The organism is Amaricoccus sp. W119, assembly GCF_047275745.1.
Taxonomy (GTDB): domain Bacteria; phylum Pseudomonadota; class Alphaproteobacteria; order Rhodobacterales; family Rhodobacteraceae; genus Amaricoccus.
Genome location: NZ_JBKQWU010000025.1, coordinates 12,618 through 39,330 on the forward strand (window position 1 = coordinate 12,618; position 26,713 = coordinate 39,330).

Sequence of the window (26,713 nt, forward strand, 5' to 3'; positions counted from 1 at the left end):
TCGCGGATACCGCCCGATCGCGATGGTCAGTCGCGGCCCTTGTAGATGTCGACGAGCTTGTCGAGCATCGCCATCGCATCGGCGCGTTCCCGCTGGAAGGTGTTGCGGCCGATGATCGAGCCGTTGCCGCCGCCGTCGCGGATCGCGCGCGCGTCGTCATAGACGGCATCCGTGCCCTTGGCCGCGCCGCCCGAGAAGACCACGATGCGCCGCCCGGCGAAGGCCGCGTCCATGCAGTGCCGCACGCGGGCCGCCTGGGTCGCCACGTCGATTTCCTGCTTCTCGTAGACCTTCTTCGCCTCGCCCTGTTCGAGATGATCGGTCGAGAGCTTGATCTTGATGATATGGGCGCCGAGCAGCGCCGCGATCTGCGCCGCGTAGGCGCCGACGTCGATCGCCGTCTCGCCCGCCTTGGACAGATCCTCGCCGCGCGGATAGGACCAGATCACGGTCGCGACGCCCTTGGAGGCCGCTTCCTCGCGCATGGCCGAGATCTCCTCGAACATGTCGAGCGCGGAGGAGGAGCCGGGGTAGATCGTGAAGCCGATCGCCGCGCAGCCGAGACGGAGCGCGTCATCGACCGAAGCGGTGATCGCCTGGCTCGGAGCCGAGATCCCGGGAACGAGCGAGTTGGAGGAATTGACCTTCAGGATCGTCGGGATCTGGCCCGCGAATGTGTCGGCGCCGGCCTCCAGCATGCCGAGCGGCGCGGCATAGGCATTGAGCCCGGCATCGACGGCGAGCTGGTAGTGATAGTGCGGATCATAGGCGGGCGCGTTCGGCGCGAAGCTGCGCGCGGGTCCGTGTTCGAAGCCCTGATCGACGGGCAGGATGATCATCTTGCCCGTGCCGGCGAGGCGTCCATGCATCAGCATCCGGCAGAGGTTGCCCTTCACGCCCGGATTGTCGGTCTCGTAGTTGCCAAGGATCTTCTGGACGATGCGCGTGGACTTCATGGTCTTTCCTTTGCGAGTGATCACTGCCGCGGTCGCGGCGGGCGGGCTCAGGCGGATTCGAGGACGGCGACGCCGGGCAGCGTCTTGCCTTCGAGCCATTCGAGGAACGCGCCTCCGGCGGTCGAGACATAGGTGAAGGACTCGGCCGCGCCGCTGGCGTTGAGGGCGGCGACCGTGTCGCCACCGCCGGCGACCGAGAGGAGCTTGCCGGCCCTTGTCAGTTCCGCGGCGGCGAGCGCGGCCGCGTCGGTCGCGGCGTTGAACGGCGGGATCTCGAAGGCGCCGAGCGGGCCGTTCCAGACCAGGGTCCTGGCGCCCGCGAAGACCTCCTTCACCCGTTCGGTCGCCGCGGGGCCGGCGTCGAGGATCATCTTGTCGGGCGGGCAGGCGTTGGCGGCGACCGTCTCGGCGGCGGCGCCGGCCTTGAACTCGCCTGCGACCACGACATCGTCGGGCAGGATCAGCGCGCAGTTCGCGGCCTCGGCCTTGGCCATGATCTCCTTCGCGGTGCCGGTCATGTCATGCTCGCAAAGCGACTTGCCGACATCGATTCCTTGGGCGGCGAGGAAGGTATTGGCCATGCCCCCGCCGATGACGATGGAATCGACCCTGTCGATCAGGTTGCCGAGCAGTTCGAGCTTGGTCGAGACCTTGGCACCCCCGACCACGGCCACGACAGGGCGTTCGGGCTTGCCGAGCGCCTTCTCGAGCGCGCTCAACTCGGCCTGCATCAGCCGCCCGGCGCAGGAGGGCAGGAGGCGCGCGATGCCTTCGGTCGAGGCATGGGCGCGGTGCGCGGCGGAGAAGGCGTCATTGCAATAGACATCGCCGATGGCGGCGAGCGCCTTGGCGAAGTCCGGGTCGTTCTTCTCCTCCCCGGCGTGGAACCGGGTGTTCTCGAGCAGGAGGATGCCGCCATCGGGCAGGTCCTTGACGGCGGCCTCGGCGGCCGGGCCAACGCAATCCTCGGCGAAGAGGATCTTCTGGCCCAGCACTTCCTCGAGCGCGGGAAGCGTGACCCTCAGGCTCATCTCCGGGACGACCTTGCCCTTGGGTCGGCCGAAATGGGCGAGAAGGACAGGCTTGCCGCCCTTCGCGAGGATGTCCTGGATCGTCGGGGCGATCCGCTCGATCCGGGTCGCGTCGGTGACCTTGCCGCCTTCGACCGGCACGTTGATGTCGACCCGCGTCAGAACAACCTTGCCGTCGAGATCGATGTCGTCGAGCGATTTCCAGCCCATGAAACCCCCTGAGTGAGCCGGCCGTCGCGGCCGGCGGTCAAAGCAACGCCTCGGCCTCCGCCGCGACCGCCTCGGCGGTGATGCCGAAATGCGGATAGAGATCCTCGATCGCTCCGGAGGCGCCGAAACCCGTCATGCCGACGAAGCCGGCCTTCTTCTCCGCTCCGCGCTCGCCCATCAGCCAGCGGTCCCAGCCCTGGCGGATGCCGGCCTCGACGCCGACGCGGACCGGACCCGCGGGCAGGACCTTCTTGCGGTAGGCCTCGTCCTGCGCGGCGAAGAGCTCGAAGGAGGGCATCGAGACGACGCGGGCGCCGATGCCCTTGCCCTGCAGGATGTCGCGCGCCTTGAGCGCGATCTCGACCTCGGAGCCGGTCGCGATCAGGATCGCGCGGCGCTTGCCCTCGGCCTCGGCGAGAACGTAGCCGCCCTGGGCGGAGAGATTGCGCCGGTTGTGCTTGGTCCGCACCACCGGCAGATTCTGCCGCGTGAGCGCGAGGATCGTCGGCGCGTGCTCGCTCGTCAGCGCGATCTCCCAGGCCTCCGCGGTCTCGATCGTATCGGCGGGCCGCAGGACCTGCATGTTCGGGATCGCCCGGAGCGCCGCGAGATGTTCCACCGGCTGGTGCGTCGGGCCGTCCTCGCCGAGGCCGATCGAATCGTGCGTCAGCACATAGGCGACCCGCGCGCCCATGAGCGCCGAGAGCCGGATCGCGCCGCGCGCGTAATCGGAGAAGACGAGGAAGGTGCCGCCATAGGGGACGAGCCCGCCGTGAACGGCGATGCCGTTCATCGCCGCCGCCATCCCGTGCTCGCGGATGCCGTAATGGACGTAGCGCCCGCCGCGGTTCTCCGCGTCGAAGATGCCGAGCCCCTTGGTCAGCGTGTTGTTCGAGCCGGTGAGGTCGGCCGAGCCGCCGATGGTCTCGGGCACGGTCGCGTTCACGACTTCGAGCACCATCTCGGAGGATTTCCGCGTCGCGACCTTCTTGGCCGCTTCGGACTGCGCCTTCTTGAAGCTGTTGAGCGCGGAGGCGAGCTTCGGATGCGGGGTGCCCGCGACGGCGCGCTCGAAATCAGCGCGCTTGCTGTTCGAAAGCTTGCCGAGCCGCTCTTCCCAGGCCTCGCGATCCGTCGCACCGCGCGAGCCGATGGCGCGCCAGGCGTCGCGGATGTTCTCGGGGATCTCGAAGGGCGCATGCGGCCAGCCGTAGATCTCGCGGACCTTGGCGATCTCCTCGTCGCCGAGCGGCGAGCCATGCGCGGCCTTGGTGTCCTGCTTGGTCGGCGCGCCCCAGCCGATATGGGTGCGGCAATCGATGAAGGCGGGCCGGTCGGTCGCGCGCGCCTCGGCGATCGCGCGGTCGATGTCCTCGGGATCGTGGCCGTCGCAGGAATGCGTCGACCAGCCGGAGGCGGCGAGACGCGCGACCTGGTCGGTGCGGTCCGAGAGCGAGACCTTGCCGTCGATCGAGATTCCGTTGTTGTCCCAGAAGACGATCAGCCGGTCGAGCTTCTGCATGCCGGCGAGGCCGATCGCCTCCTGGCTGACGCCTTCCATGAGGCAGCCGTCGCCCGCGATCACATAGGTGTAGTGATCGACGATCTTGCGGCCCCAGCGCGCGGCGAGATGCGCCTCGGCGATCGCCATGCCGACCGAGGTCGCGATCCCCTGGCCGAGCGGGCCGGTCGTGGTCTCGATCCCGTTGCCCTGGTGGCGCTCGGGATGGCCTTCGGTGCGGGAGCCGAGCTGGCGGAACCGCTTGATCTCGTCGATCGTCATGCCCGGATGGCCGGTCAGGTGCAAGAGGCCGTAGAGCAGTATCGAGCCGTGGCCGGCGGAGAGAACGAAGCGGTCGCGGTCGGGCCAGAGCGGCGCCGAGGCGTCGAACTTCAGGTATTTCTCGAACAGAACCGTCGCGACATCGGCCATGCCCATCGGCATGCCGGGATGGCCTGAATTCGCTTTCTGGACGGCGTCGATGGCGAGCATTCGCAGCGCCGCGGCCTTCTTCCAGTGTTCGGGGTGCTTCTGACGGAGTTCGTCGATGGTCACGGCTGCGAGCCTTCTTGTTATGGCGCGGAGGCTGTCTTCCCTGGCGGCAGAGGCACTGATAGCAGGCGGTTGCGCCGGGTCAAGGCGGTTCTGGCGTCGTTCAGGGCCGGATTCCGCCCGTTCGGAGCCTCTTCGGGCCATCGTCGGCCGCGGGCTGATTGCAATGCGGTGACGCTCTGCCTAAAACGGCGAAGACATTTTCGAAGGCGCGGAGAAGGCGCGGATATGAGTCAGATCAAAGAGCTTGACGACCAGATCACCGAGGCGCTGGACCGCCTGCGCGCCGCGCTCGACGCGCGCGACGCGGCGGACGCGGCCGATGGGCCGGACCCGCGGGAGCGGATCGCGGCGCTCGAGGGCGAGAAGGCGGAGCTGGTGAACGAACTGGAACTGCTGCAGGCGAAGCGCGACAAGGATGTCGCCGCGCTCGATGACCTGATCGCCCAGCTGAAGCCGCTGATCCAGGAGGTCGGAGATGCCTGAACTGTTGCTTGAGATCGGCGGCCGGATGTTCGAGGTCGCCTGTGAGCCCGGACAGGAGAATTCCCTGCACCGCGCCGCCCGCCTGCTCGATGGCGAGGCGGTCAAGATCGAGTCGGCGATCGGGCGGCAGCCCGAGAAGCGCACCCTGCTCCTCGCGGGGCTCATGCTCGCCGATACGACGAGCGGGCTGGAGGACCGCTTGGCCGCGGCCGAGGAGCGGCTCAGAAGCGCCGAGGAGCGGGTGCGGATCGCCGAGGCGAAATCGGCGATGCTGGCCGCGAACGCGCTCAAGATGGAGACGGAGGCGACGCATCGCATGTCCGCCGGCGATATCGAGAAGCTGCGCGACGAGAACGAGGAAGCGGTCGCCACGCTGACCCGGCTGCTCGGCGAGGTGAACGACCTGACCACGCGGGTTCAGAAGGTCGAGTGACGCGCTCCCCCGCGGGGGCGAAGCGCGGGCCCGGGCGCGAGCCCGGCCTTTGCCACCCGCGCGGCGGAGGCGGGGTGACGTGGGAGTCACGAGCTGACGCCCGTCCTGCGCTGCGATGAGGCCCGCGTCGAGGCCGGCGTCGGGCCGTCGCCTACCGGGTGTCGGGCTGGTCGCCTACCGGTGGCGATGGCCGGATGCCGCGGGGAGCCTCAGCTGTTGGCTTCGCGGATCTTCTCGGCGGCGGCCGCGTCGAAGGCGATGCCCTTCTCCTTGAACAGCTGGTCGAGCTCGCCCGAGAGCGTCATCTCGGTGACGATATCGCAACCGCCGACGAATTCGCCCTTCACGTAGAGCTGCGGGATCGTCGGCCAGTCCGAGAAGCTCTTGATCCCGTCGCGAATGCCCGGATCGGCCAGAACGTCCACGTCCTTGTAGGACACGCCCAGATAGTTGAGCACGCCGGCCACGCGGCTCGAAAAGCCGCACTGCGGCATCTGCGCGTTGCCCTTCATGAACAGGACAACGTCGTTCCCGGTGATATCGGCGCGGATGCGGTCGTGCGCCTCGGTCATGGTGTCGGTCGACATGAATGGTTACTCCGGTGCCTTGGTCGTCAGCGCGAGCGCGTGCAGCTCGCCGTTCGAACCGTCCATCTTTCCCTTCAGCGCCGCGTAGACGAGCTGGTGCTGCTTCACCCGGTTCAGGCCGCGAAACTCCTCCGCCGTCACGGTGGCCGCGTAATGGTTGCCATCCCCGGCGAGGTCGGTGATCTCGACCTTCGCGGTGGGGAAGGCCTCGCGGATCAGGTGTTCAATGTCAGCGGCTTCCATCGCCATCGCTGCCGTCTCCTTCGGGGGCTCGCACCAAATCTAGGCTGGGCGGCCGGTGGGTGCAAGGGCGGGGCCGGTCCCTCGGTCGGCCGTGGCGCCGCGGCGGAGCGCCGCCCGGCCGTGCTGGCGCCAGCGCCTCGCGCTCAATCCAGGATGAACTCGCCGAACGAGCGGGGACCGTCCCCGGTCTCGATCTCGCCCGTCACCTCCATCGCGTCCGGATCGATCCGGCTCACGGTATTGTCGAACCAGTTCGCCACATAGAGCGCGCCGCCATCCCTGGTCGCGTCGATCCCCTCCGGATAGTCGCCGACATCGATCGTGGCGAGAGGTGCGAGGCTCGCGAGATCGAAGACCGTGACGCTGTTGCCGTAGGAATTGGTGACGAAACCGCGACCCCGGGCCAGCGCGACGGCATAGGGCCTCTCGCCCGTCTCGACCGTGCCGACGATCCGCCGCGCGGCGATGTCGATCACGCTGACCTGGTCGGCGTAGACATCGGCGGTATAGGCGCGCTTGCCTTCCGGGTCGATGGTTACGCCGAACGGGTGTTCGCCGACCGGAATGACCGCGATCCGCTCAAGGGTCCGCGCGTCGATCATGCTGATCTGGTCGGCGTCGCGGTCGGCGGTCAGGATGGTGGCGCCGTCCGGAGTCACGGCTACGCCGGAAGGCCCGGCGCCGGTCTCGACCGACGCGGTGACCTCGCCATCCCGGATCACGCGGAGCCGCGCGGCGTACCAGTCGGCGACATAGATATCCTCGGTGACCGGGTTGACGGCGATGCCGAGCGGCCCGCCGCCGACTTCGATCGGCGCGAGCTCGGCGGTTTCCCGGTTGATCGCCGTGACCGTGCCGGTTTCGGGGCTGGTCACATAGACGAGCCCCGAAGGCGCGATCGCGACGCCCGCGGGCGCGCCCGGCACCGGCCATTCGCGCAGCTTCTCGCCGCTTGCGAGATCGATCTCCCAGACCGAGTTCGAGCCCTGATTGGTGACGAAACCCACGTCCGCCTGGGCGGAGCCGGTGAGCGTGCCGGCGGCGAGAGCCGCCAGCGCGATGGCGCGGGCACCGATCACCTCGAACCCGCCCCGCTGGCCTTTCCGGCCAGGGCGGCACCGGCGCGGGTCACGCGGCTCACCTCAGCCCTGTGGCGAGGCTTCGATCTCCGCCTTCAGCGCGTCGAGACCGGTGCGGTAGAGCTGGTTGACCGCGTTGACCGCCGCCTCGTCGTTCAGCTCGGGCGGCGGATCATTGTTGGGGAAGCCGCGGTAGAAGGCGCCCTTCCAGCTCACGGTGCTGCCGGCCTCCGAGGGCCTCACCTCGATGGTCGAGGCATAGTTGGTGACCGGCAGGACCTCGACCGCGACGGAGTTGATCCGGTACTTGTACGACATCTTCTCCGCGTCATATTTGTCGAGCTCCTCGACGATCTTCGGCCCCTCGGCGCTTTCGAGCGTCAGCGTGCGGATCGAGCCCTTCTCGTTGCCCTTGTCGGCCTCCGTCGAGAAGACGCCGGGCAGCCAGGACATGTCGTCGTAACTGCCGATCCGGGCCCAGACCGTCTCGGGCGGCGCGGCGATCTCGACGGTCTGCTCGACCTTCTGGCGCACCGGGCCATGCGCCGAGGCGGCCAATGGAACAAGGGCGACCGCCGCCGCGGCGATCGCGAAAGACAAGGTTCTCATGTTTCCTCCCCATGCGGATTCACCGGACGGATTCACCGCTCGCGGGGGATGTTGAACCCGGCGCGATCAGCTTTCAACTGCGGGTGTCTTGTACATTAGTCTAGGGAGCGCCCCTTCGAAGGCGGCGCGGAGGTCGGCGAGCGGTACCGCGTCGGTGCCGAGCACGATCGAGGACCCGCCAGCCCGGCCAATGAGAACCGCGGGAACCCCCGCTTCGCCCGCGGCGGCGATCAGACCCTCGGCGTCGGTCGTGGCGATCAGATAGCGCGCCTGATCTTCGCCGAAGAACCAGCCGAGCGGTTCGCCCGGCGCCTCCACTAGCTTCACGCCGACATCGCCCGCCAGCGCCATCTCCGCCGCCGCGATCGCGAGCCCGCCGTCGGCGAGGTCATGCGCCGCGGCGACCAGCCCCTTGCGATGCGCGGCGCGCACGAACTCGCCCGCGGCGCGCTCGGCGACGAGATCGACCGGCGGCGCGTCGCCTTCCTCGCGTCCGTACAGCTCGGAGAGCAGGATCGACTGGCCGAGATGCCCGCGCGTCTCGCCGAGAAGCACCAGCGCGTCGCCCTCGCGCGGCGCGACCCCGATCACCTCGTCGAGCGAGGCGAGCAGGCCGACCGCGCCGATCGTCGGTGTCGGCAGGATCGCCGCGCCATCGGTCTCGTTGTAAAGGCTGACATTGCCCGAGACGATCGGCATGTCGAGCGCCGCCACCGCCGCGCCGATGCCTTTGACGCAGCCGACGAACTGCCCCATGATCTCGGGCTTCTCGGGATTGCCGAAATTGAGATTGTCGGTCGTGGCCAGCGGCCGGGCGCCGGAGGCCGAGAGGTTGCGGAACGCCTCCGCCACCGCCTGCATGCCGCCGCGCTCCGGATTGGCGCGGCAGTAGCGCGGCGTCACGTCGGAGGTGAAGGCGACCGCCTTCCCGGTTCCGTGCACGCGCACGATCCCGGCGTCCGAGCCGGGGCGCACCACGGTATCGGCGCCGACCATGTGATCGTACTGCGCCCAGACCCAGGCGCGGCTCCCGAGATTGGGGCTCGCCATCAGCCGCAGGAGCGCCATGCCGGGCGCTATCCCGGGCAATTCGCCGAGCGGGGCCGGGGGTTTCGAGGGCACCCAGGGCCGGTCGTATTCCGGCGCCTCACCCGAGAGCGCCTTTAGGGGCAGGTCCGCCTTCACCTCGCCGTTCAGCATGATGAGGAAACGGTCTTCCGGGATCGTCTCGCCGACGATGGCGAAATCGAGGTCCCATTTGTCGAAGACGGCGCGCGCCTCGGCCTCCTTCTCCGGGTTCAGGACCATGAGCATCCGCTCCTGGCTCTCCGAGAGCATCATCTCGTAGGCCGACATATGCGTCTCGCGCACCGGCACCTTCTCGAGGTCGAGCCTGATGCCGAGATCGCCCTTGTCGCCCATCTCGACGGCGGAGCAGGTGAGGCCGGCGGCGCCCATGTCCTGGATCGAGATCACGGCGCCGGTGGTCATCAGCTCCATGCAGGCTTCCATCAGCCGCTTCTCGGTGAAGGGATCGCCGACCTGCACCGTCGGGCGCTTCTCCTCGATCGTCTCGTCGAATTCGGCCGAGGCCATCGTCGCGCCGCCCACGCCGTCGCGCCCGGTCTTGGCGCCGAGATAGACCACCGGCATGCCGACGCCGCTCGCCGCCGAATAGAAGATCGCATCGGTGCGTGCGAGCCCGGCGGCGAAGGCGTTGACGAGGCAGTTGCCGTCATAGGCGCGGTGGAACCGCAACTCGCCCCCCACGGTCGGCACGCCGAAGGCATTGCCATAGCCGCCGATCCCCGCGACCACGCCCGAGAGCAGCGCGCGGGTCTTCGGATGCTCGGGCCTGCCGAAGGAAAGCGCGTTCATCGCCGCGATTGGCCGCGCGCCCATGGTGAAGACATCGCGGAGGATGCCGCCGACCCCGGTCGCCGCGCCCTGGAACGGCTCGATATAGGAGGGGTGGTTGTGGCTCTCCATCTTGAAGACCAGCGCGTCGCCATCGCCGATATCGACCACGCCCGCGTTCTCGCCCGGCCCCTGGATGACCTGCGGCCCCTCGGTCGGCAGCGTGCGAAGCCATTTCTTCGAGGATTTGTACGAGCAATGCTCGTTCCACATCGCCGAGAAGATCCCGAGCTCCGTCAGCGTCGGAACGCGCCCGATCAGGTCGAGAATGCGCTGATACTCATCGGGCTTCAGCCCATGCGCCCTGACGAGATCCTCGGTGATTTCGGGCTCACGATCGAGAAGGGCGCCGGACATTGGGGAACCTCACGGGGGAATGGGACGGGGCGCTTTTACTGGGGAGGAGGGGGTAGGGGAAGGGGTGTGGCAACGGTAACGGATCGGGCAGCGGCGAGAGTGCGAGTCGCAGTAATTTTCTTGTATTGTCACATTAAATATGTCACAATCGCATTGGTGATAGGGGGTCGATCACATGTTGATATTACTTCAGGAAATGGGTTTTTCTATATTTTTATTATGTATTTCTATAATATGCGGTGGGTTTGTTTCGGGATTGGTGATTTTTGGCACGGTCGATATGTTATTCAGGGCGGTAATAAATAGGTCTTCTATGGAAAAGTTATTTCCGGGTCAATCTCTAAACATTGCTAATTTAGTTGGTGTTTCGTCGCTATTTTCAATGCACTATCAGCAAATGTGCGGGCAGATCATGGCATCTCTGGAGTTTTCGGAAAGAAATGGCCTAATGGACATCATTGGCGGTCGTTCTGAGCGGGATATAGAGACGATAGCAGGAAAAATGGACAAGGCGGTCAGGCGGATAGATGGCCTGCAGGTGCTTATAATACGAACTACTAATAGATTTGTATTCCAATGGTCATTTATTTTTTGGTTTTTCATGTCTGGCTTGATAGCAATATCAATTGATACATACGAAAAGAGTTCTAACTTTATTATTGATATACTGGGTAGCATTCATAGCATTGCCCTCGCGGGTGTCCTGGCACTGCTGATCGCGTTCGCTTCATCCGTGGTGGCATGCGTTACATTCTCTTGGCTCGACAGAACGGCGGCGAGGCGATAGCCGATGCGAGAGCACGCCGTAGCAGACATTTCCCTACGGGCCGGTCTGGCCAGACTGGCCGCGGACGCTCGATACAAGTATGAGGCGCGGGGCACGGCCACCCGCCGGGTGGTTCTCGTTCATGGATTCAACGTCAGCGAGAACGGAGCGATCCGGGCATCCCGTGATTTTCGAGATAGCATAGCGGATCACTCTGCCAAGCTCGCGAGGGAAACGCTCATCCTGACTTGGCCTGGTGACTGGCCGGTGCCACTGGTGGCGCCGGGCGCCTACCCGCTGCTAATCGGCAATGCGGTGAGTTCCGGGCGCGTTTTCGCGCGCGAGGTCTGCAAATGGTATTCCGAGACGGGCGGGCCCGAGGAATTGATAGTCGTCGCGCATTCACTGGGATGCCGTATGACGCTGGAAATGCTCCTTGAGCTCGGCCGTCTCGGGAAACCTTCTGGATTAAAGGTGCTGGCAGTAGTCTTAATGGCGGCAGCGGTTCGGAGTGACGATGCTGGCTTGTTGGTCGATTCGGCGGCAGTTTCGAATGCCATGGTGGCGTTGCATAGCGACGCGGACGGGGTGTTGCGAATTGCTTTCCCACTTGGCCAGACCGTTGCGGGCGAGGGTTGGATGCCGGAGGCGGTAGGACTGCGAGGCCAACCGAACGGCCCGTGGCTGGCAAAGCATGGCATGACGGGACTCGATCATTCGCAATATTGGGGAGATCACCAGACCGCCGAGATTGTTTGCCGGCTCATCCGGCACCTCTCGCCAAGCCTGGCGCTACGAAACCTGCCGGTACCAAGAAGGACTCTGCGCGTGAAGGTACTTCCGACCGTCCGCACGGCGCCATAGCACGAAAAAAAGGCCGAACCAAAAGGCTCGGCCCAAGTCCAACAGGGAGGATGAAGAGATGCGCGCCCAGCGCGCCTCGTCTTCGGGAATGAATATAGGCCAACAAACCTTTCCGAACAATGACCGGACACTCGCTTTTCGTGCATGCCCGCCATTCCCCTGGCGCATGGCTCGCCCCCGTCGTCAGGTCGCGGTCAGTTCGCCGCCGGGCGCGCGGTGCCGGCGGCGGGGTCGAGGCTGCGCTTGTAGGCGGTGATCTCCTCCAGGATGAAATCGCGGAAGGCGGTCACGCGCTTGGAGTGACGAAGTTCCTCGACATAGGCGAGATAGACCGGAATCGGCGCGCTCTGGTCGTCGCCGAGCACCGGGACGAGTTTCGCGTTCTCGTTGATGATGTAGTCGGGCAGCGCGCCGACGCCGATGCCCTGCATCACGCCCTGCAGAATCCCGAAATAGTTGTTCACCGTCAGCACCGACTCGGTATTGCCGAGCAGGAACGGCAGCACGAAATCCGCCCCGGCGCGGACCTGCGGGGAGGCGGGGCTGTGCGTGATCAGCCGGTGGTTCGCGAGATCCTCGGCCGTCTGGGGCAGGCCGTGTTTCGCGACATAGTCCTCGCTCGCGTAGAAGCGGATGCGGACCTCCATCAGCCGGCGGCGGATCAGGTCGGCCTGGCTCGGCTCCTTCATCCGGACCGCGACATCGGCCTCGCGCATCGCGAGGTCGAGCACGCGCTCCTCCAGCATCAGGTCGATCTTGAGCTTGGGGTAGCGCTCGAAGAGCCGGGGCAGGCGCGGCGCGAGCCAGAGCGTGCCGAAACCGGTGGTGGTCGTGACGCGCAATTCGCCGAAGACCTCGTCCTCGCTGTCGCGGATGCGCGCGGCGGTGGCGTCGAGACGCCGGGTCATCGTCCGCGTCGCCTCGAAGAGCAACTCGCCCTGCTCGGTCAGGATGAGGCCCCGCGCGTGCCGGCGGAAGAGCGTCGTGTTGAGGCTGACCTCCAGCGCGCGGATCTGGCGGCTGACGGCCGACTGGCTGAGGTGGAGCGTCTCGCCCGCGTGGGTGAGGCTGCCCGCGTCGGCGACGGCGTGGAAGATTCTGAGTTTGTCCCAGTCCATTTTCTTGGTCCGTTCGAAGTCCCTGTCCCAAGCCCCGTTCGGAGGCTTTTGCCCTCCATACCACAGATTTGCCCGCGAGGCGCAACTTATTGTGCGCCGCAGCAAAGGCCGGGCGGGCAGGCCGGGCGGGTTCGGAGCGCGGTGGCGGCGCTTGCCGGTTCGCCGCCGTCGCGCTAGTATAAGCCTCTGTCCCGCAAGCGGAATGCCGCCTGGCCAGCGGGGCCGCCGCGGATTTGGGCGCGGCGCGGACCGTGGGTTTCCGGTGGCCGACCAGGGGGGCGGAACGATGGTGTCACGCATCTGTGCTTTCGCGAGGGTGTCCGTCGCGCTCGCAGGGTTCGGGCTGCTCGCGGGCTGCGCGGGAGGGGGATTGCCGCTCGGACCCGACGTCATGGTGAGCGGCCAGAATTTCGCCGCCGCCCAGGGCGAGGCGGATGTGGTGGTGCGTACCCATATCGTCGATCCCGATGGCGCCGAGCGCGAGGTCGCGGGCGCGGTCTGCGATGTGGGCAGCGTGCTCTATTCGGCGAAGCTCACGACTCCCGCGCGGCTCAGGCTGCCGAATTTCGGGGCGCAGTCGCCGGATCTGATGTTCGACTGCGCGGCCGGGGAGCTGCGAGGGTCGGCGGCGCGGCCGATCACGACCGTCTGGCGCACGCCGCCGGGCTACTCAGCGTATGGGGGCTGGTACGGTCCCGGCTGGTACGATCCCCGCTGGTACGGTCCGGGGTGGGGGCCGTGGGGTTATCCGGAACCGCGATACCCGGTGTCGCTTTACCCGGATGTTTCCATCCAGCTCAGGTGAAGGGGAGAGGCCGGTGATCAGGATACGAGGAACGCGGGTCGCGGCGCTCTGTCTGGTGCCCGGTCTCCTGCTGGGCGCCTGTGCGACGAGCGAGTCGGCACCGCCGCCGCCACCGACGACGCAAGCGGTGCCGCGGGCGAATACGGTGATGCCGCCCGCGCGGGGCGTGACCACGGTCGTGGTGCGGACCACGCCCGCCGGTGGCGGCGCTGGCGGGACGGGTGCGACCTGCGACTTGTCAAGCCCCTACACGACCGCGCGTTTCACCGCGCCCGCGACCGTCGCCGTGCCCGACCTCGGCTCCGCGACGCCGGCCGTCCGGGTCAACTGCGCCTCGGGCGGGCTCAGCGGCGCGGCCGAGGCGCAGCCGGCGATGCGGGTGGCGGACAGCGGCATGAGCGGCTGGCCCGCGATCGGCGTCTCCGTGGGGACGGGCCGGGGCGCGACCGGCGTGAGCCTCGGCGGATTCTGGAACGGCGGCTGGGGCGGCGACACCTGGACCAAGGTCGTCTATCCCGATCTGCTCGTCACATTGCGCTGATCCGCGGCCTTCGCGCGCTTGCGGCCCCGGCCCGGGAGCGCGATACCCGGGATTGGTTTCTCCGGATTGGTTCCTAGGGAAGTGGGAGAGTTCAGATGTCGCTATCGGTGAACGAGGCCGCCGCGGTTCTGCGCGAGGCAACGCGCGAGACGTTCCGCCGGCGCTCGATGCTGTTCATGATCCAGGGCGGGCTGCTCGCCTTCGCGGGCGTGGTCGCGCTGATCTCGCCGATCTTCGCCTCCGCCTTCTTCGTCATCTTCCTGGGCTGGCTGCTGATCATCGCCGGGATCGCCCAGGCGATCAGCCTGATCGGCGCCACGAAGGTCCACTACTTCTGGCTGCAACTCGTCTCCGCCGTCCTCGCGATGATCGTCGGCTTCATGCTGATCTCCCGGCCGGAAGCGGGGCTTCTGGCCGCGACGCTGCTGATGGTCGCCTATTTCATGGTGGACGGGCTCCAGCGCGTGGTCTTCGCGCTGATGATCCGGCCGATGCGGAACTGGGGCTGGCTGCTCATGAGCGGCGTGCTGGGGGTCCTGATTTCCTTCATACTGGTCTGGAACATGCCGGAAGTGGCCGGATGGCTGCTCGGCTTCCTGCTCGGGGTCAATCTGATCGCGGTCGGCGGCGCGATGGCGTTCCTCGCCTGGGACCTGAGGCGCGGCACCGCGCTCGACTGATGCGCGCGACGCGGCGCGCGGTGATGGGCCGCGGGCTGATGGCCGGTCTCGCGGCGCTGGGCGTGAGTCACCGCGCGGCGGCTGGACCGGTTTCCTCGATCGGCGGGGCGGTCTTTCCCGAAGTGGTCTTCTCTGGCCCCGCCGATGTAGCCGCGCTCGCCATCACCGTCGACGACGGGCCGGACCCGGAGACGACGCCGCTCATCATGGACGCGCTCGAAGGCGCGGGGGTGCGCGGGACCTTCATGCTGATCGGAGAGAATGCGCGGGCGGCGCCGGAGACGGTGGCCGCGATCGCCGCGCGCGGGCATGAGATCGGCCATCACATGGATCGCGACGAGATGACGGCGTGGCTCGACGACGCCGCCCTAGAAAGCGGGATCGGCGAGACGGCGGAGTTCCTGCGCCGCTTCGCGCCGGTCCGATTCCTGCGCCCGGGCTGGGGGGTGCCGACGCGGCGCATCATCGACGCCGCCGCCCGTCACGACCTGACCGTGGTGGTCGGCGACGTGGCGCCGATGGACACGAGCGCGCCGCAGCGGTCGTTCACCGAACAATGGTTGCGGCTCAATGCTCATCCCGGCGCGATCCTGACCGTCCACGATCTCGGCGAGCGCGGCCGGTCGACGGCGGCGGTCATCGGCGATGCCGCCCGCGCCTTCCTTGCCTGGGGGCTGACGCCGGTGACGCTCAGCGAACTCGTGCCAAGCGCGTCCGAGCCGCCGGGCCTCAGGTGAAGGCGGCGATGCCGATCAGCCCCACGATCATCAGGACGCTGGCGCGGCCTGCCAGGCGTAGGGCCGCGCGGATGTCGCCTGCCTTCGGGTCAGGCGCGCCCGCGTTCAACCAGGGCTCGTCGGCCACGCGATCGGCGTAGACGCGCGGGCCGGAGAGGCGGATGCCGAGCGCGCCCGCCATCGCCGCTTCCGGCCAGCCGGCGTTCGGCGAGCGGTGACGGCGCGCGTCGCGCCGCATCGCCGCGAAGCTGCGTCCCGGCGCGGGCGCGGCGAGGGCGAAGAGAAGGCCGGTCAGCCGCGCGGGGATCAGGTTCACGAGATCGTCGATCCGAGCCGAGGCCCAGCCGAAATCGTCGTGGCGCGGCGTCCGGTGCCCGATCATCGAATCGAGCGTATTGATCGCCTTGTAACCGGCGATCCCCGGCAGGCCGAGGAGCGCGCCCCAGAAGGCCGGCGCGACGATCCCGTCGGAGGCGTTCTCGGCGAGGCTTTCGATCGCCGCCCGGGCGATGCCGGCCGTGTCGAGCTTCGCGGGATCGCGCCCGACGATCCTCGCGACCGCGCGGCGCGCGCCATCGAGATGGCCGGCTCCGAGCGGCGCGGCGACCGCCGCCACATGGTCGCGGAGCGACCGGAGAGCGATCAACGGCCAGGCGAAGAGCCCGGTCAGGACGGTGCCCGGCCAGCCGCCGGGGAGCAGCGCGGCGATCCCCGTCGCCGGCAATACGGCCGCCGAGACAACCACCACCGCGCAGGCGGCCCCCGCGAGCTTCCGCCGCCCCGGCGATCCGTGATTCCAGCGGCTGTCGAGTGTTGCGATCAGCCGGCCGAGCCAGGTCACGGGATGGCCGATTCGTGCGAAAAGCGCGTCCGGCCAGCCGAGACAGGCGTCGAGCGCGAGCCCGACGATCATCGCGCCGGCGAACATGCCGAACCTCCCGCGCGAAACCGCGTCACCTGCTGGAACCCCGCCTTCCGCAGCGCCGCCGTCGCGGCGGCGGGGACCTCGCCGGGGCGAAAGAGCAGCGCGCGGGCCGAACCGGTATGGGCGATCGCGAAGCCGAGCGCGCCGAGCCGATCCGCCAGCGCCTCCGTCGGATCGGCCAGGCCCTTGTGGCGATGGCCAAGGACGCGCCGCGCACTCTCGCTGGCGAGCCGGGCCGCCGCTCGGGCGTCCGACACCGCGCGAGGCCAGGCTTCGGCGAGATCGGCGATGTCGGGAAAATCATGGTCCCGGGGGTCGGTGCGCCGCGCTGGTCCGAAAAAGCCGCCGATGACTTCCAGCGGCGGCGGCGGCGGCAGGGTCGCGAGGACCCGCCCCGCGCGGGAGCCCCAGAGCAGCCGCGCCGGTTCGGGATACATCAGCGGATCGCTGGCGCCCTCGCTCGCCACGCAGGCGCGCGCGAGCGCGGGGGCTTCCGGGACGGGAAGCCCGGCGGCTTCGGCGGCGGCGCGGGCGAAGGCGACACGGGCGGCCGTCGAGGCCCCGGCGCCCCCGCCCGGCGGGAGCGCGCCGGAGAGGCGGAAAGCCGCCCGCGCCGGCAGTCCCAGCCGGCGAAGCAGCGCGAGCGCCGCCCGCTGGCCGATCACCGCCGGCCCGATCTGGCGGAGGGCGAAGGGACCCGGGCGCCAGTCGCAGCGGATGGCAAGGGCCGGGCAGGGCAGGGTCACGAGCGCCACGGGTCCGTCCGGACCCAAACGGCCCTGCAGGAGTTCCCCGAAATGTCCGGCCACGCGCTGCGACCGGGTCAAGCCGCCGGCCACGTTCCGCGCTCCTTCATTTCCCCGGCGCCATAGAGCATGGGCGCCGGGAGGCGGCAAGCACGGGGCTCGACGGCCTTGTTCATCATGCGAGGCCGAGACCCGCGTTTCTTGCATGGCGGCTCTGACGGCATGTTCGTTGTGGTTCATGTGAGTTGGTTTATATCGGTGTTCATCAAGGAAACGCGCGAAAGCGAACATGCTGAGAGCGCATTGAAAGGATCAAGACGATGACGACCGCGTTTGCCAACCCGCACACCGGCCTTCAGGCGACGGTCGCGGAGACCGGCGCCGCGGGCGGAGCCGGCGCCCTTCTCCGCGCTGTGAAGGACTTCCTGCTCTACCGTCGGACGCTCACCGAACTGCGCGCGCTCAGCGCCGCCGATCTGGCCGACCTCGGCCTCTCGCGGTTCGAGCTCAAGCATGTCGCCCGCGAGGCAATCCGGGGCTACTGACCCGCCCGCGAATTCGCATTGGGGCCGCCCGGATGGGCCGAGCGGCCGGGCCCCGAAAGGGCCGAACCTCCTGATGGCGGGCCATGGGATGGCCGCCGACGAAAGGACACTGCAATGGTCTACGCCGTATCCAACTCCGAACACCTCCGCCGCCCGATCGGTCTCGACACGCCGCGCTTCTTCAGGGAAGTCGCCGACTGGCTGCTCTATCGCCGGACGCTGAACGAGCTTCGCGCCCTGAACGAGCGCGAACTCGCCGACCTCGGCCTCTCGCGGTTCGAACTCCGCGCCGTCGCCCGGGAAGCGGTCTACGGCGCGTAAACCTCCCGATCGGGATCACCAGGCAAGCCCCGGCGCGAAGGCGTCGGGGCTTTTCCGTGGCACGACGCATCGCGGAACGGATCAGCGGCAAGCACCGCTTCTCCTCCATCATGCGGCGGCCATTCTGGCCTTGCCTTGAAGTCTCGTGTTTCGCTCCGATGGCTGAGCGGAGCTTGGCATCGGGGATGAGATCGCGGATTGTTCGCGAGAGGGTAGCGCCCCGAGCCTGTGTCGCGAATGTTGCGCGGCGGACGGTGGGTCGGCTTAACATTTCAGCCATCCTCAACGCGGTCTAGCGCGACATCCCGGCTGGAAACGTCATTGGCACCGTGATCGACAACGTCTCCTCGCACAAGACGTCCGAGGCGATGCGTTGGCTCGAACGTCGTCCGCGCTGAACCTTCCATTTCGCTCCGACATCGGCGTCATGGCTGAACGAGGGCTTCTTGACCCGGCGGCGTCTGGGACACGGCGACTTCCACTCGCCGGTCGACTTGCAAGCCGCGATCAACTCTGAGCGAACCCCGGAGCCTGCCGGACACTCCCTTGTACCGGGTCGATCCTGACACGAGCGAGAGGCCTGCCACCGATGGGGGCGCTTGCACGAAAACGCCGCGCAACCACCGTGCGATTCCTCAACGGAGGCCGCGGCAGCGATTGGCAGACGCGACTAGAGAATCATTAGGGGGCACGACCACCCTCAATCACGCCGGCGACCGTCGGCCGCCTGAAATCCGCCGAAAGCTTCGATTCCAGCAGTCGGACGATGCTCTACTTGACTGATAAGGTGGCGCGGTTGACGGGGCTCGAACCCGCGACCTCCGGCGTGACAGGCCGGCACTCTAACCGACTGAGCTACAACCGCGCATTTCGTGAGGCGATCCGGGAGCGTCAGGCGGAAACCCGCGCCGGCCAGTGCCGCGTCACCGGGGCCTTTTAGGAGGGTGCCGATGGGGCGTCAAGGGGCGCCGTGACGCTTGCGCGACGAATCCTTCGCGGTCCGGAAATGCCACGCGGCGGGATTCCGCGCGTGCTCACGCAGGCTCGTGAATCCGCCGCGGCGATCGCATAGAGTGCGGCTGAGGCGTGGACTCGGCTGATCGAGCTTATGCTGTGTAACGCGGTAATCGTATCGCGATAGTTGAGAGGTGCCCGTGATCGAAACGCGCGTCATTTCTTTAGTCATTCTGATCGCCGGCGTCGCCGTGGCGGTTGGAGTTTCGCAATTGCTCCGGATGGTCGCCCGCGACATCGCCGATCGAGCCAAGGAACGGGAGGCTTCCGAGGCACGGTCTTTCGACTGATGGTCTTCGATTGGCGGCTTTCGCAGGAAAGTCGTCGGCCCGTGTCGTCGCTGGAGGCGGAGGCGCGGGGGCAGCCGGAAAGCCGTCCTGGTTGCAACGATTTGCGCCGGCACGCGTTTCTTCCCCGCAATCAGGAGAAACGCATGTACAAGCATTCGATCGATATCTGCCCCGACGATCCCGAGGAACTCACCCGGCGACTCGACTCGCTGGCCGAGACGGGGGCCGAGATCATCAATGTCATCTGGCAGCCGCGGCGCGCGCAGGAGGGTGACCAATCCGCCGCCTTCGACACGAGCGGCAGCTTCCTCGTCATCTCGCGGAGCAACGCGATGGCCGAAGTCGTCGCCATGGACGGGAAAGCCGAACACGTCGCCTGACAGGGCGTAGGCACGAGGCACGAGGCGGCTCCGACCGGGCCGCCTTTCTCTTGTGCGCGGTGATCGATCCGGTCGGGAGTCACGGTCTGCCGCGCGGGGTCTTCCGGGAAATTCCGGCGGACCCCGCGCTTGGCGCGCCCGGAGGGACAGGCACGCCATCCCGACCGCCGCGAGCCCTTCCCGGGGCCTCAGGCGGCGGCTATTCCCACCACCGGCACGCGAAGCTCGGCGCTGAGCTCGTCGATCGAGCGGCCAGCGGGCACCTCGTCGCACCACACCTCGAATTTCTCCATCACATGCGGTACGAAGGTGGTGACCATGGAGACATCAGCGGCGTCGAGCCCGCGGACCATCAGGATGCGTCCGATCCGGGGCACGTTGTAACGGGCGTCGAACGTGTACCAGCGCCCGCCGAGGAACACCTCGAACCAGGCGCAGAAATCCATCGGCTCCGGGTTGCGTGGAACGCCGATGTCGCCGAGAAACCCGCTGCCGTAGCGGGCGGGCATGTTGAGCGCGCGGCAGAAGGCGATCGCGAGATGCGCGAAATCGCGGCAGACCCCGCGACGCTCGCGGTAGACGTCGAGCGCGGATTTCGTCGGACGGGCGTGGTGATAGCCGAATTCGATCTGGCCGTGCACGAAATCGCAGACGGCCTGTGCGCGGGACCAGCCCGCCGGGACGTTGCCAAAGAGCCGCCACGCATCGTTCGAAAGCTGGTCCGATTCGACGAACCGGCTCGGCGCCAGATAGCGGAGGGTTTCGGCGGGCAGGTGATCGACGGGGATCTGCTCCGCCCAGTCATGTATCGCATCCGTGTCGCCACTGTCCTCGACGACGAAATCGCTCGTGAGGGTCACGAGGCCGCCGGGGCTCGTCAGTCGCGTCATGCGGTTGCCGAAGGTATCGATATAGGTTTGCACCGGGAGGCGCGGATTGGTCCGAACGCCACCGTCGCCAAGGATCGGCTTGACCTCGGGCCGCGGCGAAAGCGCGCAAAGCACGGGAGTTGGTCCGTCGCAGCGAAGGGTAATCTCGAAACCAGCACGAATGAACAACGCCAAGTCTCCTTCCTGGGATCCGGCCATCAAAACGACGCTCGGAAGGCGTCTTGGCCGTTCAACCGGGATCGGCGCGGTTTGTTCCGCGCGAAGGAGGCCGGTGGCGTGGAAAGGCGGCGAGGGATGGTGTCGTGGAGCCCGCGGCCGGTGGGCTCGTGACCGGTGGCCGGCGGGTCGGGTGCTCCCCGGCGCTCGCGGGCGCGGCCCCGCCAAACGAAAAATCCGCGCCGGATGGCGCGGATCGTCGAAGTCCGGTCCTGGCGTGGCCGGTCGCCCGGCCGTGTCCGTCAGCCCTGGCGGGCCTTGAACCGGCGCTGCGTCTTGTTGATCACAAAGACGCGACCCTTGCGGCGCACAACGCGGCAGTCGCGGTGGCGCTGCTTCAGGGAGCGAAGCGAATTCACGACCTTCATGGCCTCTCTCCTTTGTCAGCGGCGCGCGGAGCGATCCTGCGCCTTGTTGCGGTCAGCCCTTTCGGGCGGAATGTGGGGGCCAGACCCCGAAAGGGGAATGGTGGGCGTAACTGGGATTGAACCAGTGACCCCTTCGATGTCAACGAAGTGCTCTCCCGCTGAGCTATACGCCCGGGTGTCGGCGGCTCTCGCCTCCGAAACCGTGGCGTGTCCTTAAGGGAAGCCGTGCGAAGGTTCAAGTGATTTCCAAACGCACTCGCTTCGCATTATATTCGGCGGGGGGCAGGGCGCGGCGCGCCGAGGGAGGGTGCATGGACATTCCGGTCTATCTGCTGCGCGAGCCGTCGGAATATGCGTCCTGCGCCATCTTCAGTTCGCCCCATAGTGGCTCGCAATACCCCCCGGCGTTCCTGAGCGCCGCGCTGCTGGATCCGGTCCGGATCCGCTCCTCCGAGGACGCTTTCGTGGATGATCTGTTCGGGGGCGCGCCGGGTCATGGCGCGCCGCTCCTCGCCGCGACGGTCCCCCGCGCCTTCCTCGATCTCAACCGCGCGCCGGACGATCTCGATCCCGCGCTGATCGCCGGCGCGTCGCGCCGCTTTCTCAATCCCAGGATCGTGGCAGGGCTCGGTGTCATCCCGCGGGTGGTGGCCGAGGGGCGGCCGATCATGCATGGCAAGCTCTCGCTCGAGGAGGCGGAGCGGCGGATCACGACCTACTGGCATCCCTATCATGCCCGGCTCCGCGCGCTGATCGAGACGCAGCGATCCCGGTTCGGCATGGCGATCCTGTTCGATTGCCATTCGATGCCGCGCGATGCGCTGAACGCGGGGCTGGGCATCGGGCAGAAGCGGCCGAATATCGTGCTCGGCGACCGGTTCGGCGCGGCCTGCGACCGCTGGCTGGTCGACGCCGCGACGGCGATCTTCACCTCCGCGGGTTTCGTCGTGGCGCGGAACATGCCGTTCGCAGGCGGGTACATCACCCAGAACTACGGCCGGCCGGCGCATGGTGTGCAGGCGCTGCAGATCGAGGTGGACCGCGCCCTCTACATGGACGAGCAGACCATCGCGCGGTCGCCGGATTTCGCCGATGTGGCGCGGGCGATCGACGGCGCGATGCGGGAACTCTGTCTGCTCGGTCCGCGCGAGATGCGCGTCGCGGCGGAATAGCGCCCCCCTCGACGCGTCGGCGTTCCGCTCCGAAAGCTCCTCCCCCCAAAAAAAGAGGCCGTGCACAAGGCACGGCCCAAGTTTAGGGAGGAAACGCCCGTAGGGCGTGTGTGATGCAGCGCATCACGCGATCATATTTATGCGGCGGCGCAACAGAGGTCAAGCGCCCTGTGCCGTTCGATGTTCGCGCATCTTCGGAATCCGCGCATGGCCGGTAGAATTGTGATAATTATGTCACGATACCGCGCGTCTCATGGTAAAGCGCGCCCCAAAACGATCGCTTTCGCGCCGAATCTGGAGCGGATCGCATCCGCCGCGCGTTCGGCCTGGTGGCGTTTTCGCGCGCCGCTGTCGAGCAGATCGTCGCCGGGGTCGCATCGTGCCGCGGGCGCGAGATCGGAGAGGCCGACGCCGATCAGCCGGAACGGACCCTCGCGCAGGTCGCGAACGAGCGGCGCCTCGGCCGCGCGGAAGACGCGGTCGGCGAGCTGGGTCGGCGCGTCGAGCGTGTGCCGCCGGGTCAGAAGCGTGAAATTGGCGCGTTTCAACTTCAGAGTGACGGATTTTCCGCCGATCTCCTTGGCCTTCGCGCGGGCGGAAAGTTCCTCGCTCAGCAGCCAGAGATGGCGCCGCAGTGTCGCGAGGTCGCCGACGTCGCTCTCGAAGGTCGTCTCATGCGAGATCGATTTCGCTTCGCGGCTCGGGCTCACCGCGCGCGCGTCCTCGCCCTGCGCGAGCCGCCAGAGCCGGTCGCCGAGCGTGCCGAATCGCTCGATCAGATGCTTGCGCTCGCGGCGGCGCAGGTCGCCGATGGTGCGGATACCCTCGCGGCCGAGGCTTTCCACCGCCGAGGTCCCCACACCCCAGATCAGGCTCACGGGTTTCGGGTCGAGGAAGGACCGGGTTTCCGCGCGGCCGATGACGGCGAAGCCGCGCGGCTTGTCGAGGTCCGAGGCGATCTTGGCGAGGAACTTGTTGTGCGACAGCCCGACGGAGAGCGTGATCCCGACCTCCGCCTCGACCCGCGCCTGCAGCCGCGCGAGAAGCACGGCGGGCGGGGCGCCGTGCAGCCGTTCGGTCCCTGCGAGATCGAGGAACGCCTCGTCGAGCGACAGGGGCTCCACCAGCGGCGTGAGGTCGAGCATCATCGCCCGGATCTCGCGGCTGACCTCGACGTATTTCGCCATGCGCGGCGGGATCACCACCGCCTCGGGACAGAGCCTGAGCGCCTTGAACATCGGCATCGCCGAGCGGACACCCTTGATCCGCGCGATATAGCAGCAGGTCGAGACGACGCCGCGCTTGCCGCCGCCAATGATGACGGGCAGGTCACGCACCTCCGGATTGTCGCGCTTCTCGACCGAGGCATAGAAGGCGTCGCAATCGACATGAGCGGTGGAGAGCCGGGTCAGTTCGGCGTGCCGGACCTGACGCGGCGAACCGCAGGCCGGGCAGCGCCCGGCGGCGGAATGCGGTGTCAGGCAATCTCGGCACAGGGCGGGTATCATCATCGCGAGAGGATAGCAGGGCGCCGCGTCCCGCGCGAGCGGCCTCGGCCAGCGCCGTCAAGCCTGGCGCATCAGCACCCCGTACTGCGCATAGGAGCGGCGCAGCGGCGCCCAGACGGCGGTTCCGCCGATCGCTTCCGCCTCGGCCGAGAGCGCGCGGGCGAGATCGTCGCGCGGCGCGACATGGAAGCGGCGGAGCCAGGCGCGGAGCCCGGCGTCGAACCAGCGCGGCATGCAGGACTGGTCGCCGAAGTCGACGACATGAAGCTCGCCGCCCGGCGCGAGATGGCGCGCGGCTTCCGAGAGCGCGCCGCGCCAGTCGGGGATCATCGACAGGCTGTAGGAGAGGATCACGCCATCGAAACCCTGCCGGCCGAACAGCGCCCCGGCGTCGAAGGACCGCGCATCTCCGCTCTCGAGCCGCGCCCGGCGCCCGAGCCGCTTCGCCGCCGTGGCGAGCATCTCCGCGGAAATGTCGAGCCCGTAGACGCAGACCTCCGGGTGACGGCGCAGCACGCCCGCGAGATTGCGCCCGGTGCCGCAGGCGATCTCGAGCACATGACCCCTCGGCGGAGGTGCCAGCCGGTCGAGCAGGTGCTCGCGGCCGAGGAGATATGGCCGGCGGGTCAGGTCGTAGACATGCCGCTGGTGCCGGTAGATCCGGTCCATGAGTTCGGCATGGCTCGAACGGGCCGGGTTGGACGTAGCTCGATCGGGCGAGGCAGGTTCTGGCGAGGCCGGTTCTAGCGAGGCCGGGCCGGCCGGGAGCGGGCGGGTGCTCATGCCGTCTTCTTCCTGTAGAGATGGGTGGCGCCGTAGATCGCCGAACGGTCGGCCGCGGAGGCGGCTTCGGAGGTGGCCTGGTCGTAGTCCCAGCGCGCGAGAAGCTCCGGCGCCAGACGGCCGGGCAGGATGTCGGGAACACCCCCGGTCCGGAACAGGACCCGCGTGCCCGGCGCGGCGGTCCGGGTGATCTGGAGCCAGAGCGCGTCGAGCTGCGCATCGCTCATCCAGTCCTGCGCGTCGAGCAGCACATAGGCGTTGAGCCGTCCGGCGGGCTCGCCTTCGAGCAGATCGGTCAGCGAGCGGTTGAAGATGCGCGCGCGGGCCGCGTTCTCTCGGACGGTCTCGAAATTCGCCGGTGCGAGATAGGGCGGCAGCGCGGCGTCGGGCGCCGTGTCGTAACCGCGGGCCAGCGCCTGCCAGGCGAAGTAGTTCTCGCGGATCGGGAAATCGCAGATCAGCCGCCGCGCCCGCTCGCGCAGCACGGGGAGCACATCGCCGCCGCCATCCGCGGCGAGCTTGTCGTATTGCGCGGGTGGGATGCCGAGCCCGAAGAGCGCCGCCCGGCGGCGCGCGAGGAAGCGCACGGCGGCCGAATCGAGGAGCGGGTCGATCTCCGTCTCGAAGAAGCGGCGCTGATCCGCCAGCGTGCGCGCGGTCAGGAGCCGACGGAAATCGACGCCGCCGAGCCGGGCGAGGAGATGCGTCGCCCCGATGAAGCGCCCGAGCAGTCCGTGCCGGTGGAAGCCGCGGGTGAACATGGCGATCCGCCGGCCCTGGAGGCCACGCGCCTCCCAGTAGGCGCGGCTCTCGCCGTCGAGATTGGGCGCGAGGTAGCGGTCATAGAGCGCGGGATTGTGCCTCAGGTCCGCCGCGCCGAAGAAGCCGTGGAAGGCCGCGTGGTCGGGCAGATGCCGGGCGGCCGCGAGCTTCAGCCGGCAGAGCGCCACATGCGCGGGCGAAAGGTCCACCGCCGTCACCGACGCCGGTCCCGCGGTCAGATAGGACATGAGGTTGCAACCGCCCGAGGCGATGCAGATCACCCGGTCCCGCGGTCCCAGGTCGAGCGCGGTCATGTCCGCGACCGGGTCTTCCCAGATCTGCGCGTAGACGAGGTCCTGGAACAGCCGGGCGAACAGCCGTTCGAGCAATGCGACCGGCGCGGAGGTGGAGTTCCCCCGCACGGCGTCGCGGAGCTGGTCGGCGGAGGTCGGGACTTCGGTCAGGGCCATCAGGCGGCCGCTCCTGTCTTGCCGGTGGCGGGCTCGGCCTCCGGCTGGTTGGAAATGGCGCGAATCGCGGCACGGCGGCGGTGCTGGGCCGCCCAGTCGATCAGGCGGAGCGCGCCGTCCGGCTCCTCGCCGACGGCGGTGCAGCTCTCGACCCAGTCGCCGGTGTTCACATAGGCGATTTCGCCGATCCGCCGGAGCTGGGCCGCGTGGATATGGCCGCAGATGATGCCGTCATAGCCGTTGCGGCGCGCCTCGTCGGCGAGGACGGATTCGTATTCGCCGATATAGTTGACGGCCTGTTTCACCTGGCTCTTGCACCAGTTCGAGAGCGACCAGTAGGGCCGGCCCCAGAGCGCGCGAAGCCTGTTGAGCCGGGTGTTGAGCCAGAGCGCGACCTCGTAGGCCACGTCGCCGACATGGGCGAGCCATTTGGCATTCATCACCACCGCGTCGAACTGGTCGCCGTGGGTGACGAGAAAGCGCCTGCCGTCCGCCGTCTTGTGCACGGCCTGCTGGACGACCTCGATACCGCCGAAATGCGTCCCGGGATAGGCGCGGGCGACCTCGTCGTGGTTGCCGGGGATGAAGACGATCCGCGCGCCGGCATGGGCCTTGACGAGCAATGCCTGAACCACGTCGTTATGGCTCTGCGGCCAGTGCCAGCCGCGGCGCAGGCGCCAGCCGTCGAAGATGTCGCCGACGAGATACCAGGTCTCCGCCTCGGTCCGCGCGAGGAAATCGAGCAGCATTTCCGCCTGACAGCCGCGGGTGCCGAGATGGACATCGGAGAGAAAGATGGTTCGATACCGCACGCCGCTCCCGCCGCCCTTGCTACGTCCTGGCGGTTGTCT

The 26,713-nt window shown here is 67.9% G+C and carries 30 protein-coding genes and 2 tRNA genes; 13 read left to right on the forward strand and 19 right to left on the reverse strand.

Annotated features, from left to right (window positions below; translation table 11 throughout):
* Positions 1 to 26: 26 nt before the first annotated feature.
* The 3 genes from ACLJK8_RS13385 to tkt are packed head-to-tail and all read right to left on the reverse strand — an operon-like array spanning position 27 to position 4,253.
* Entirely contained in the window at positions 27 to 956 is a 930-nt protein-coding gene (locus tag ACLJK8_RS13385) for a class I fructose-bisphosphate aldolase (protein WP_413150786.1), read from the reverse strand.
* 47 nt (positions 957 to 1,003) lie between these two features.
* Positions 1,004 to 2,197, reverse strand: a complete 1,194-nt coding sequence (locus ACLJK8_RS13390; protein WP_413150787.1) for a phosphoglycerate kinase — start codon at positions 2,195 to 2,197, stop codon at positions 1,004 to 1,006.
* A gap of 37 nt (positions 2,198 to 2,234) precedes the next feature.
* Positions 2,235 to 4,253 (reverse strand): transketolase, encoded by a 2,019-nt coding sequence (gene tkt, locus ACLJK8_RS13395; protein ID WP_413150788.1) that lies wholly within the window; start codon positions 4,251 to 4,253, stop codon positions 2,235 to 2,237.
* Between the two features lie 225 nt (positions 4,254 to 4,478).
* Here tkt and ACLJK8_RS13400 point away from each other — a divergent pair, with 225 nt between their 5' ends.
* Together ACLJK8_RS13400 and ACLJK8_RS13405 are read left to right on the forward strand one after the other, a co-directional pair.
* A complete protein-coding gene (locus tag ACLJK8_RS13400) occupies positions 4,479 to 4,736 on the forward strand; it encodes a hypothetical protein (RefSeq protein WP_413150790.1) in 258 nt (85 codons plus the stop codon).
* Complete coding sequence (locus ACLJK8_RS13405; protein WP_413150791.1) at positions 4,729 to 5,169, forward strand: cell division protein ZapA; 441 nt, start codon at positions 4,729 to 4,731, stop codon at positions 5,167 to 5,169. The genes ACLJK8_RS13400 and ACLJK8_RS13405 overlap by 8 nt, the downstream gene beginning before the upstream one ends.
* A 209-nt stretch (positions 5,170 to 5,378) precedes the next feature.
* Here ACLJK8_RS13405 and grxD read toward each other — a convergent pair whose 3' ends face one another.
* The 5 genes from grxD to purL all read right to left on the reverse strand — a co-directional run bounded on the left by grxD (position 5,379) and on the right by purL (position 9,961).
* A complete protein-coding gene (gene grxD / locus ACLJK8_RS13410; RefSeq protein WP_413150821.1) occupies positions 5,379 to 5,741 on the reverse strand; it encodes a Grx4 family monothiol glutaredoxin in 363 nt (120 codons plus the stop codon).
* A gap of 21 nt (positions 5,742 to 5,762) precedes the next feature.
* Positions 5,763 to 6,005 carry a BolA family protein gene (locus ACLJK8_RS13415; protein ID WP_413150792.1) on the reverse strand — a complete coding sequence of 81 codons (243 nt, stop codon included), beginning with the start codon at positions 6,003 to 6,005 and terminating at the stop codon, positions 5,763 to 5,765.
* Between the two features lie 137 nt (positions 6,006 to 6,142).
* Positions 6,143 to 7,078 carry a YncE family protein gene (locus ACLJK8_RS13420; protein ID WP_413150793.1) on the reverse strand — a complete coding sequence of 312 codons (936 nt, stop codon included), beginning with the start codon at positions 7,076 to 7,078 and terminating at the stop codon, positions 6,143 to 6,145.
* A gap of 63 nt (positions 7,079 to 7,141) precedes the next feature.
* Positions 7,142 to 7,687 carry an SRPBCC family protein gene (locus ACLJK8_RS13425; RefSeq protein WP_413150794.1) on the reverse strand — a complete coding sequence of 182 codons (546 nt, stop codon included), beginning with the start codon at positions 7,685 to 7,687 and terminating at the stop codon, positions 7,142 to 7,144.
* A gap of 66 nt (positions 7,688 to 7,753) precedes the next feature.
* Entirely contained in the window at positions 7,754 to 9,961 is a 2,208-nt protein-coding gene (gene purL / locus ACLJK8_RS13430) for a phosphoribosylformylglycinamidine synthase subunit PurL (protein WP_413150795.1), read from the reverse strand.
* Positions 9,962 to 10,136: 175 nt separating this feature from the next.
* Here purL and ACLJK8_RS13435 point away from each other — a divergent pair, with 175 nt between their 5' ends.
* Together ACLJK8_RS13435 and ACLJK8_RS13440 are read left to right on the forward strand one after the other, a co-directional pair.
* Positions 10,137 to 10,748, forward strand: a complete 612-nt coding sequence (locus ACLJK8_RS13435; RefSeq protein ID WP_413150796.1) for a hypothetical protein — start codon at positions 10,137 to 10,139, stop codon at positions 10,746 to 10,748.
* 3 nt (positions 10,749 to 10,751) lie between these two features.
* Positions 10,752 to 11,591: an alpha/beta hydrolase gene (locus tag ACLJK8_RS13440; RefSeq protein ID WP_413150797.1), complete on the forward strand. Its 840-nt coding sequence runs from the start codon at positions 10,752 to 10,754 to the stop codon at positions 11,589 to 11,591.
* A gap of 194 nt (positions 11,592 to 11,785) precedes the next feature.
* Here ACLJK8_RS13440 and ACLJK8_RS13445 read toward each other — a convergent pair whose 3' ends face one another.
* A complete protein-coding gene (locus tag ACLJK8_RS13445; protein WP_413150798.1) occupies positions 11,786 to 12,709 on the reverse strand; it encodes a LysR family transcriptional regulator in 924 nt (307 codons plus the stop codon).
* Positions 12,710 to 13,079: 370 nt separating this feature from the next.
* Here ACLJK8_RS13445 and ACLJK8_RS13450 point away from each other — a divergent pair, with 370 nt between their 5' ends.
* From ACLJK8_RS13450 to ACLJK8_RS13465, 4 genes are all read left to right on the forward strand, one after another.
* Positions 13,080 to 13,514: a hypothetical protein gene (locus tag ACLJK8_RS13450; protein WP_413150799.1), complete on the forward strand. Its 435-nt coding sequence runs from the start codon at positions 13,080 to 13,082 to the stop codon at positions 13,512 to 13,514.
* Between the two features lie 13 nt (positions 13,515 to 13,527).
* Positions 13,528 to 14,055 carry a hypothetical protein gene (locus ACLJK8_RS13455; RefSeq protein ID WP_413150800.1) on the forward strand — a complete coding sequence of 176 codons (528 nt, stop codon included), beginning with the start codon at positions 13,528 to 13,530 and terminating at the stop codon, positions 14,053 to 14,055.
* Positions 14,056 to 14,150: 95 nt separating this feature from the next.
* Positions 14,151 to 14,735: an HdeD family acid-resistance protein gene (locus tag ACLJK8_RS13460; protein WP_413150801.1), complete on the forward strand. Its 585-nt coding sequence runs from the start codon at positions 14,151 to 14,153 to the stop codon at positions 14,733 to 14,735.
* Positions 14,735 to 15,472 (forward strand): polysaccharide deacetylase family protein, encoded by a 738-nt coding sequence (locus ACLJK8_RS13465; protein WP_413150802.1) that lies wholly within the window; start codon positions 14,735 to 14,737, stop codon positions 15,470 to 15,472. The genes ACLJK8_RS13460 and ACLJK8_RS13465 overlap by 1 nt, the downstream gene beginning before the upstream one ends.
* Here ACLJK8_RS13465 and cbiB read toward each other — a convergent pair.
* Entirely contained in the window at positions 15,465 to 16,400 is a 936-nt protein-coding gene (gene cbiB, locus ACLJK8_RS13470) for an adenosylcobinamide-phosphate synthase CbiB (protein ID WP_413150804.1), read from the reverse strand. The two genes, ACLJK8_RS13465 and cbiB, sit on opposite strands and share 8 nt — an antisense overlap.
* A complete protein-coding gene (locus tag ACLJK8_RS13475; protein ID WP_413150805.1) occupies positions 16,382 to 17,236 on the reverse strand; it encodes a propanediol utilization protein in 855 nt (284 codons plus the stop codon). The genes cbiB and ACLJK8_RS13475 overlap by 19 nt, the downstream gene beginning before the upstream one ends.
* 227 nt (positions 17,237 to 17,463) lie before the next feature.
* Between ACLJK8_RS13475 and ACLJK8_RS13480 the strand changes: the two genes are divergently transcribed.
* The gene (locus ACLJK8_RS13480) at positions 17,464 to 17,688 is read left to right on the forward strand and encodes a DUF1127 domain-containing protein (protein WP_413150806.1); all 225 of its coding nucleotides are present in this window, start codon (positions 17,464 to 17,466) and stop codon (positions 17,686 to 17,688) included.
* Between the two features lie 114 nt (positions 17,689 to 17,802).
* Positions 17,803 to 18,009, forward strand: coding sequence for a DUF1127 domain-containing protein (locus ACLJK8_RS13485; RefSeq protein WP_413150807.1), 207 nt, complete (start codon positions 17,803 to 17,805; stop codon positions 18,007 to 18,009).
* Between the two features lie 788 nt (positions 18,010 to 18,797).
* Here the strand turns inward: ACLJK8_RS13485 and ACLJK8_RS13490 are convergent.
* Positions 18,798 to 18,874 (reverse strand) — tRNA-Asp (locus tag ACLJK8_RS13490).
* 289 nt (positions 18,875 to 19,163) lie between these two features.
* On the opposite strand from ACLJK8_RS13490, the gene ACLJK8_RS13495 reads away from it, so the two are divergent.
* Both ACLJK8_RS13495 and ACLJK8_RS13500 read left to right on the forward strand, forming a co-directional pair.
* Entirely contained in the window at positions 19,164 to 19,313 is a 150-nt protein-coding gene (locus tag ACLJK8_RS13495) for a hypothetical protein (RefSeq protein WP_413150808.1), read from the forward strand.
* A gap of 143 nt (positions 19,314 to 19,456) precedes the next feature.
* Positions 19,457 to 19,693, forward strand: coding sequence for a hypothetical protein (locus ACLJK8_RS13500; protein ID WP_413150809.1), 237 nt, complete (start codon positions 19,457 to 19,459; stop codon positions 19,691 to 19,693).
* Between the two features lie 188 nt (positions 19,694 to 19,881).
* Here ACLJK8_RS13500 and ACLJK8_RS13505 read toward each other — a convergent pair whose 3' ends face one another.
* The 3 genes from ACLJK8_RS13505 to ACLJK8_RS13515 form a co-directional block, all read right to left on the reverse strand.
* Entirely contained in the window at positions 19,882 to 20,751 is an 870-nt protein-coding gene (locus tag ACLJK8_RS13505; RefSeq protein WP_413150810.1) for a transglutaminase-like domain-containing protein, read from the reverse strand.
* Positions 20,752 to 21,041: 290 nt separating this feature from the next.
* The gene (gene ykgO, locus ACLJK8_RS13510) at positions 21,042 to 21,167 is read right to left on the reverse strand and encodes a type B 50S ribosomal protein L36 (RefSeq protein ID WP_413150811.1); all 126 of its coding nucleotides are present in this window, start codon (positions 21,165 to 21,167) and stop codon (positions 21,042 to 21,044) included.
* Positions 21,168 to 21,265: 98 nt separating this feature from the next.
* Positions 21,266 to 21,340, reverse strand: a tRNA-Val gene (locus ACLJK8_RS13515).
* A 138-nt stretch (positions 21,341 to 21,478) separates the two neighbouring features.
* Between ACLJK8_RS13515 and ACLJK8_RS13520 the strand changes: the two genes are divergently transcribed.
* Positions 21,479 to 22,339 (forward strand): N-formylglutamate amidohydrolase, encoded by an 861-nt coding sequence (locus ACLJK8_RS13520; protein ID WP_413150812.1) that lies wholly within the window; start codon positions 21,479 to 21,481, stop codon positions 22,337 to 22,339.
* Between the two features lie 251 nt (positions 22,340 to 22,590).
* Here the strand turns inward: ACLJK8_RS13520 and ACLJK8_RS13525 are convergent, their stop codons facing one another.
* The 4 genes from ACLJK8_RS13525 to ACLJK8_RS13540 form a co-directional block, all read right to left on the reverse strand.
* Positions 22,591 to 23,844, reverse strand: a complete 1,254-nt coding sequence (locus tag ACLJK8_RS13525) for a DNA polymerase IV (RefSeq protein ID WP_413150822.1) — start codon at positions 23,842 to 23,844, stop codon at positions 22,591 to 22,593.
* Between the two features lie 60 nt (positions 23,845 to 23,904).
* Positions 23,905 to 24,516, reverse strand: a complete 612-nt coding sequence (locus ACLJK8_RS13530; protein ID WP_413150823.1) for a class I SAM-dependent methyltransferase — start codon at positions 24,514 to 24,516, stop codon at positions 23,905 to 23,907.
* Positions 24,517 to 24,626: 110 nt separating this feature from the next.
* Positions 24,627 to 25,862 carry a DUF3419 family protein gene (locus ACLJK8_RS13535; RefSeq protein WP_413150813.1) on the reverse strand — a complete coding sequence of 412 codons (1,236 nt, stop codon included), beginning with the start codon at positions 25,860 to 25,862 and terminating at the stop codon, positions 24,627 to 24,629.
* Positions 25,862 to 26,674 carry a UDP-2,3-diacylglucosamine diphosphatase gene (locus ACLJK8_RS13540; protein WP_413150814.1) on the reverse strand — a complete coding sequence of 271 codons (813 nt, stop codon included), beginning with the start codon at positions 26,672 to 26,674 and terminating at the stop codon, positions 25,862 to 25,864. The genes ACLJK8_RS13535 and ACLJK8_RS13540 overlap by 1 nt, the downstream gene beginning before the upstream one ends.
* Between the last annotated feature and the right edge of the window lie 39 nt (positions 26,675 to 26,713).

Coding starts and splice junctions, on each gene's coding strand:
- ACLJK8_RS13465 (WP_413150802.1), top strand. CDS start 14,735: ATGCGCGCGACGCGGCGCGCGGTGATGGGCCGCGGGCTGATGGCCGGT.
- cbiB (WP_413150804.1), bottom strand. CDS start 16,400: ATGTTCGCCGGCGCGATGATCGTCGGGCTCGCGCTCGACGCCTGTCTC.
- ACLJK8_RS13435 (WP_413150796.1), top strand. CDS start 10,137: ATGTTGATATTACTTCAGGAAATGGGTTTTTCTATATTTTTATTATGT.
- ACLJK8_RS13520 (WP_413150812.1), top strand. CDS start 21,479: ATGGACATTCCGGTCTATCTGCTGCGCGAGCCGTCGGAATATGCGTCC.
- ACLJK8_RS13385 (WP_413150786.1), bottom strand. CDS start 956: ATGAAGTCCACGCGCATCGTCCAGAAGATCCTTGGCAACTACGAGACC.
- ACLJK8_RS13500 (WP_413150809.1), top strand. CDS start 19,457: ATGTACAAGCATTCGATCGATATCTGCCCCGACGATCCCGAGGAACTC.
- ACLJK8_RS13425 (WP_413150794.1), bottom strand. CDS start 7,687: ATGAGAACCTTGTCTTTCGCGATCGCCGCGGCGGCGGTCGCCCTTGTT.
- ykgO (WP_413150811.1), bottom strand. CDS start 21,167: ATGAAGGTCGTGAATTCGCTTCGCTCCCTGAAGCAGCGCCACCGCGAC.
- ACLJK8_RS13405 (WP_413150791.1), top strand. CDS start 4,729: ATGCCTGAACTGTTGCTTGAGATCGGCGGCCGGATGTTCGAGGTCGCC.
- ACLJK8_RS13530 (WP_413150823.1), bottom strand. CDS start 24,516: ATGGACCGGATCTACCGGCACCAGCGGCATGTCTACGACCTGACCCGC.
- purL (WP_413150795.1), bottom strand. CDS start 9,961: ATGTCCGGCGCCCTTCTCGATCGTGAGCCCGAAATCACCGAGGATCTC.
- ACLJK8_RS13460 (WP_413150801.1), top strand. CDS start 14,151: ATGTCGCTATCGGTGAACGAGGCCGCCGCGGTTCTGCGCGAGGCAACG.
- ACLJK8_RS13390 (WP_413150787.1), bottom strand. CDS start 2,197: ATGGGCTGGAAATCGCTCGACGACATCGATCTCGACGGCAAGGTTGTT.
- ACLJK8_RS13440 (WP_413150797.1), top strand. CDS start 10,752: ATGCGAGAGCACGCCGTAGCAGACATTTCCCTACGGGCCGGTCTGGCC.
- grxD (WP_413150821.1), bottom strand. CDS start 5,741: ATGACCGAGGCGCACGACCGCATCCGCGCCGATATCACCGGGAACGAC.
- ACLJK8_RS13485 (WP_413150807.1), top strand. CDS start 17,803: ATGGTCTACGCCGTATCCAACTCCGAACACCTCCGCCGCCCGATCGGT.
- ACLJK8_RS13445 (WP_413150798.1), bottom strand. CDS start 12,709: ATGGACTGGGACAAACTCAGAATCTTCCACGCCGTCGCCGACGCGGGC.
- ACLJK8_RS13535 (WP_413150813.1), bottom strand. CDS start 25,862: ATGGCCCTGACCGAAGTCCCGACCTCCGCCGACCAGCTCCGCGACGCC.
- ACLJK8_RS13415 (WP_413150792.1), bottom strand. CDS start 6,005: ATGGCGATGGAAGCCGCTGACATTGAACACCTGATCCGCGAGGCCTTC.
- ACLJK8_RS13400 (WP_413150790.1), top strand. CDS start 4,479: ATGAGTCAGATCAAAGAGCTTGACGACCAGATCACCGAGGCGCTGGAC.
- ACLJK8_RS13480 (WP_413150806.1), top strand. CDS start 17,464: ATGACGACCGCGTTTGCCAACCCGCACACCGGCCTTCAGGCGACGGTC.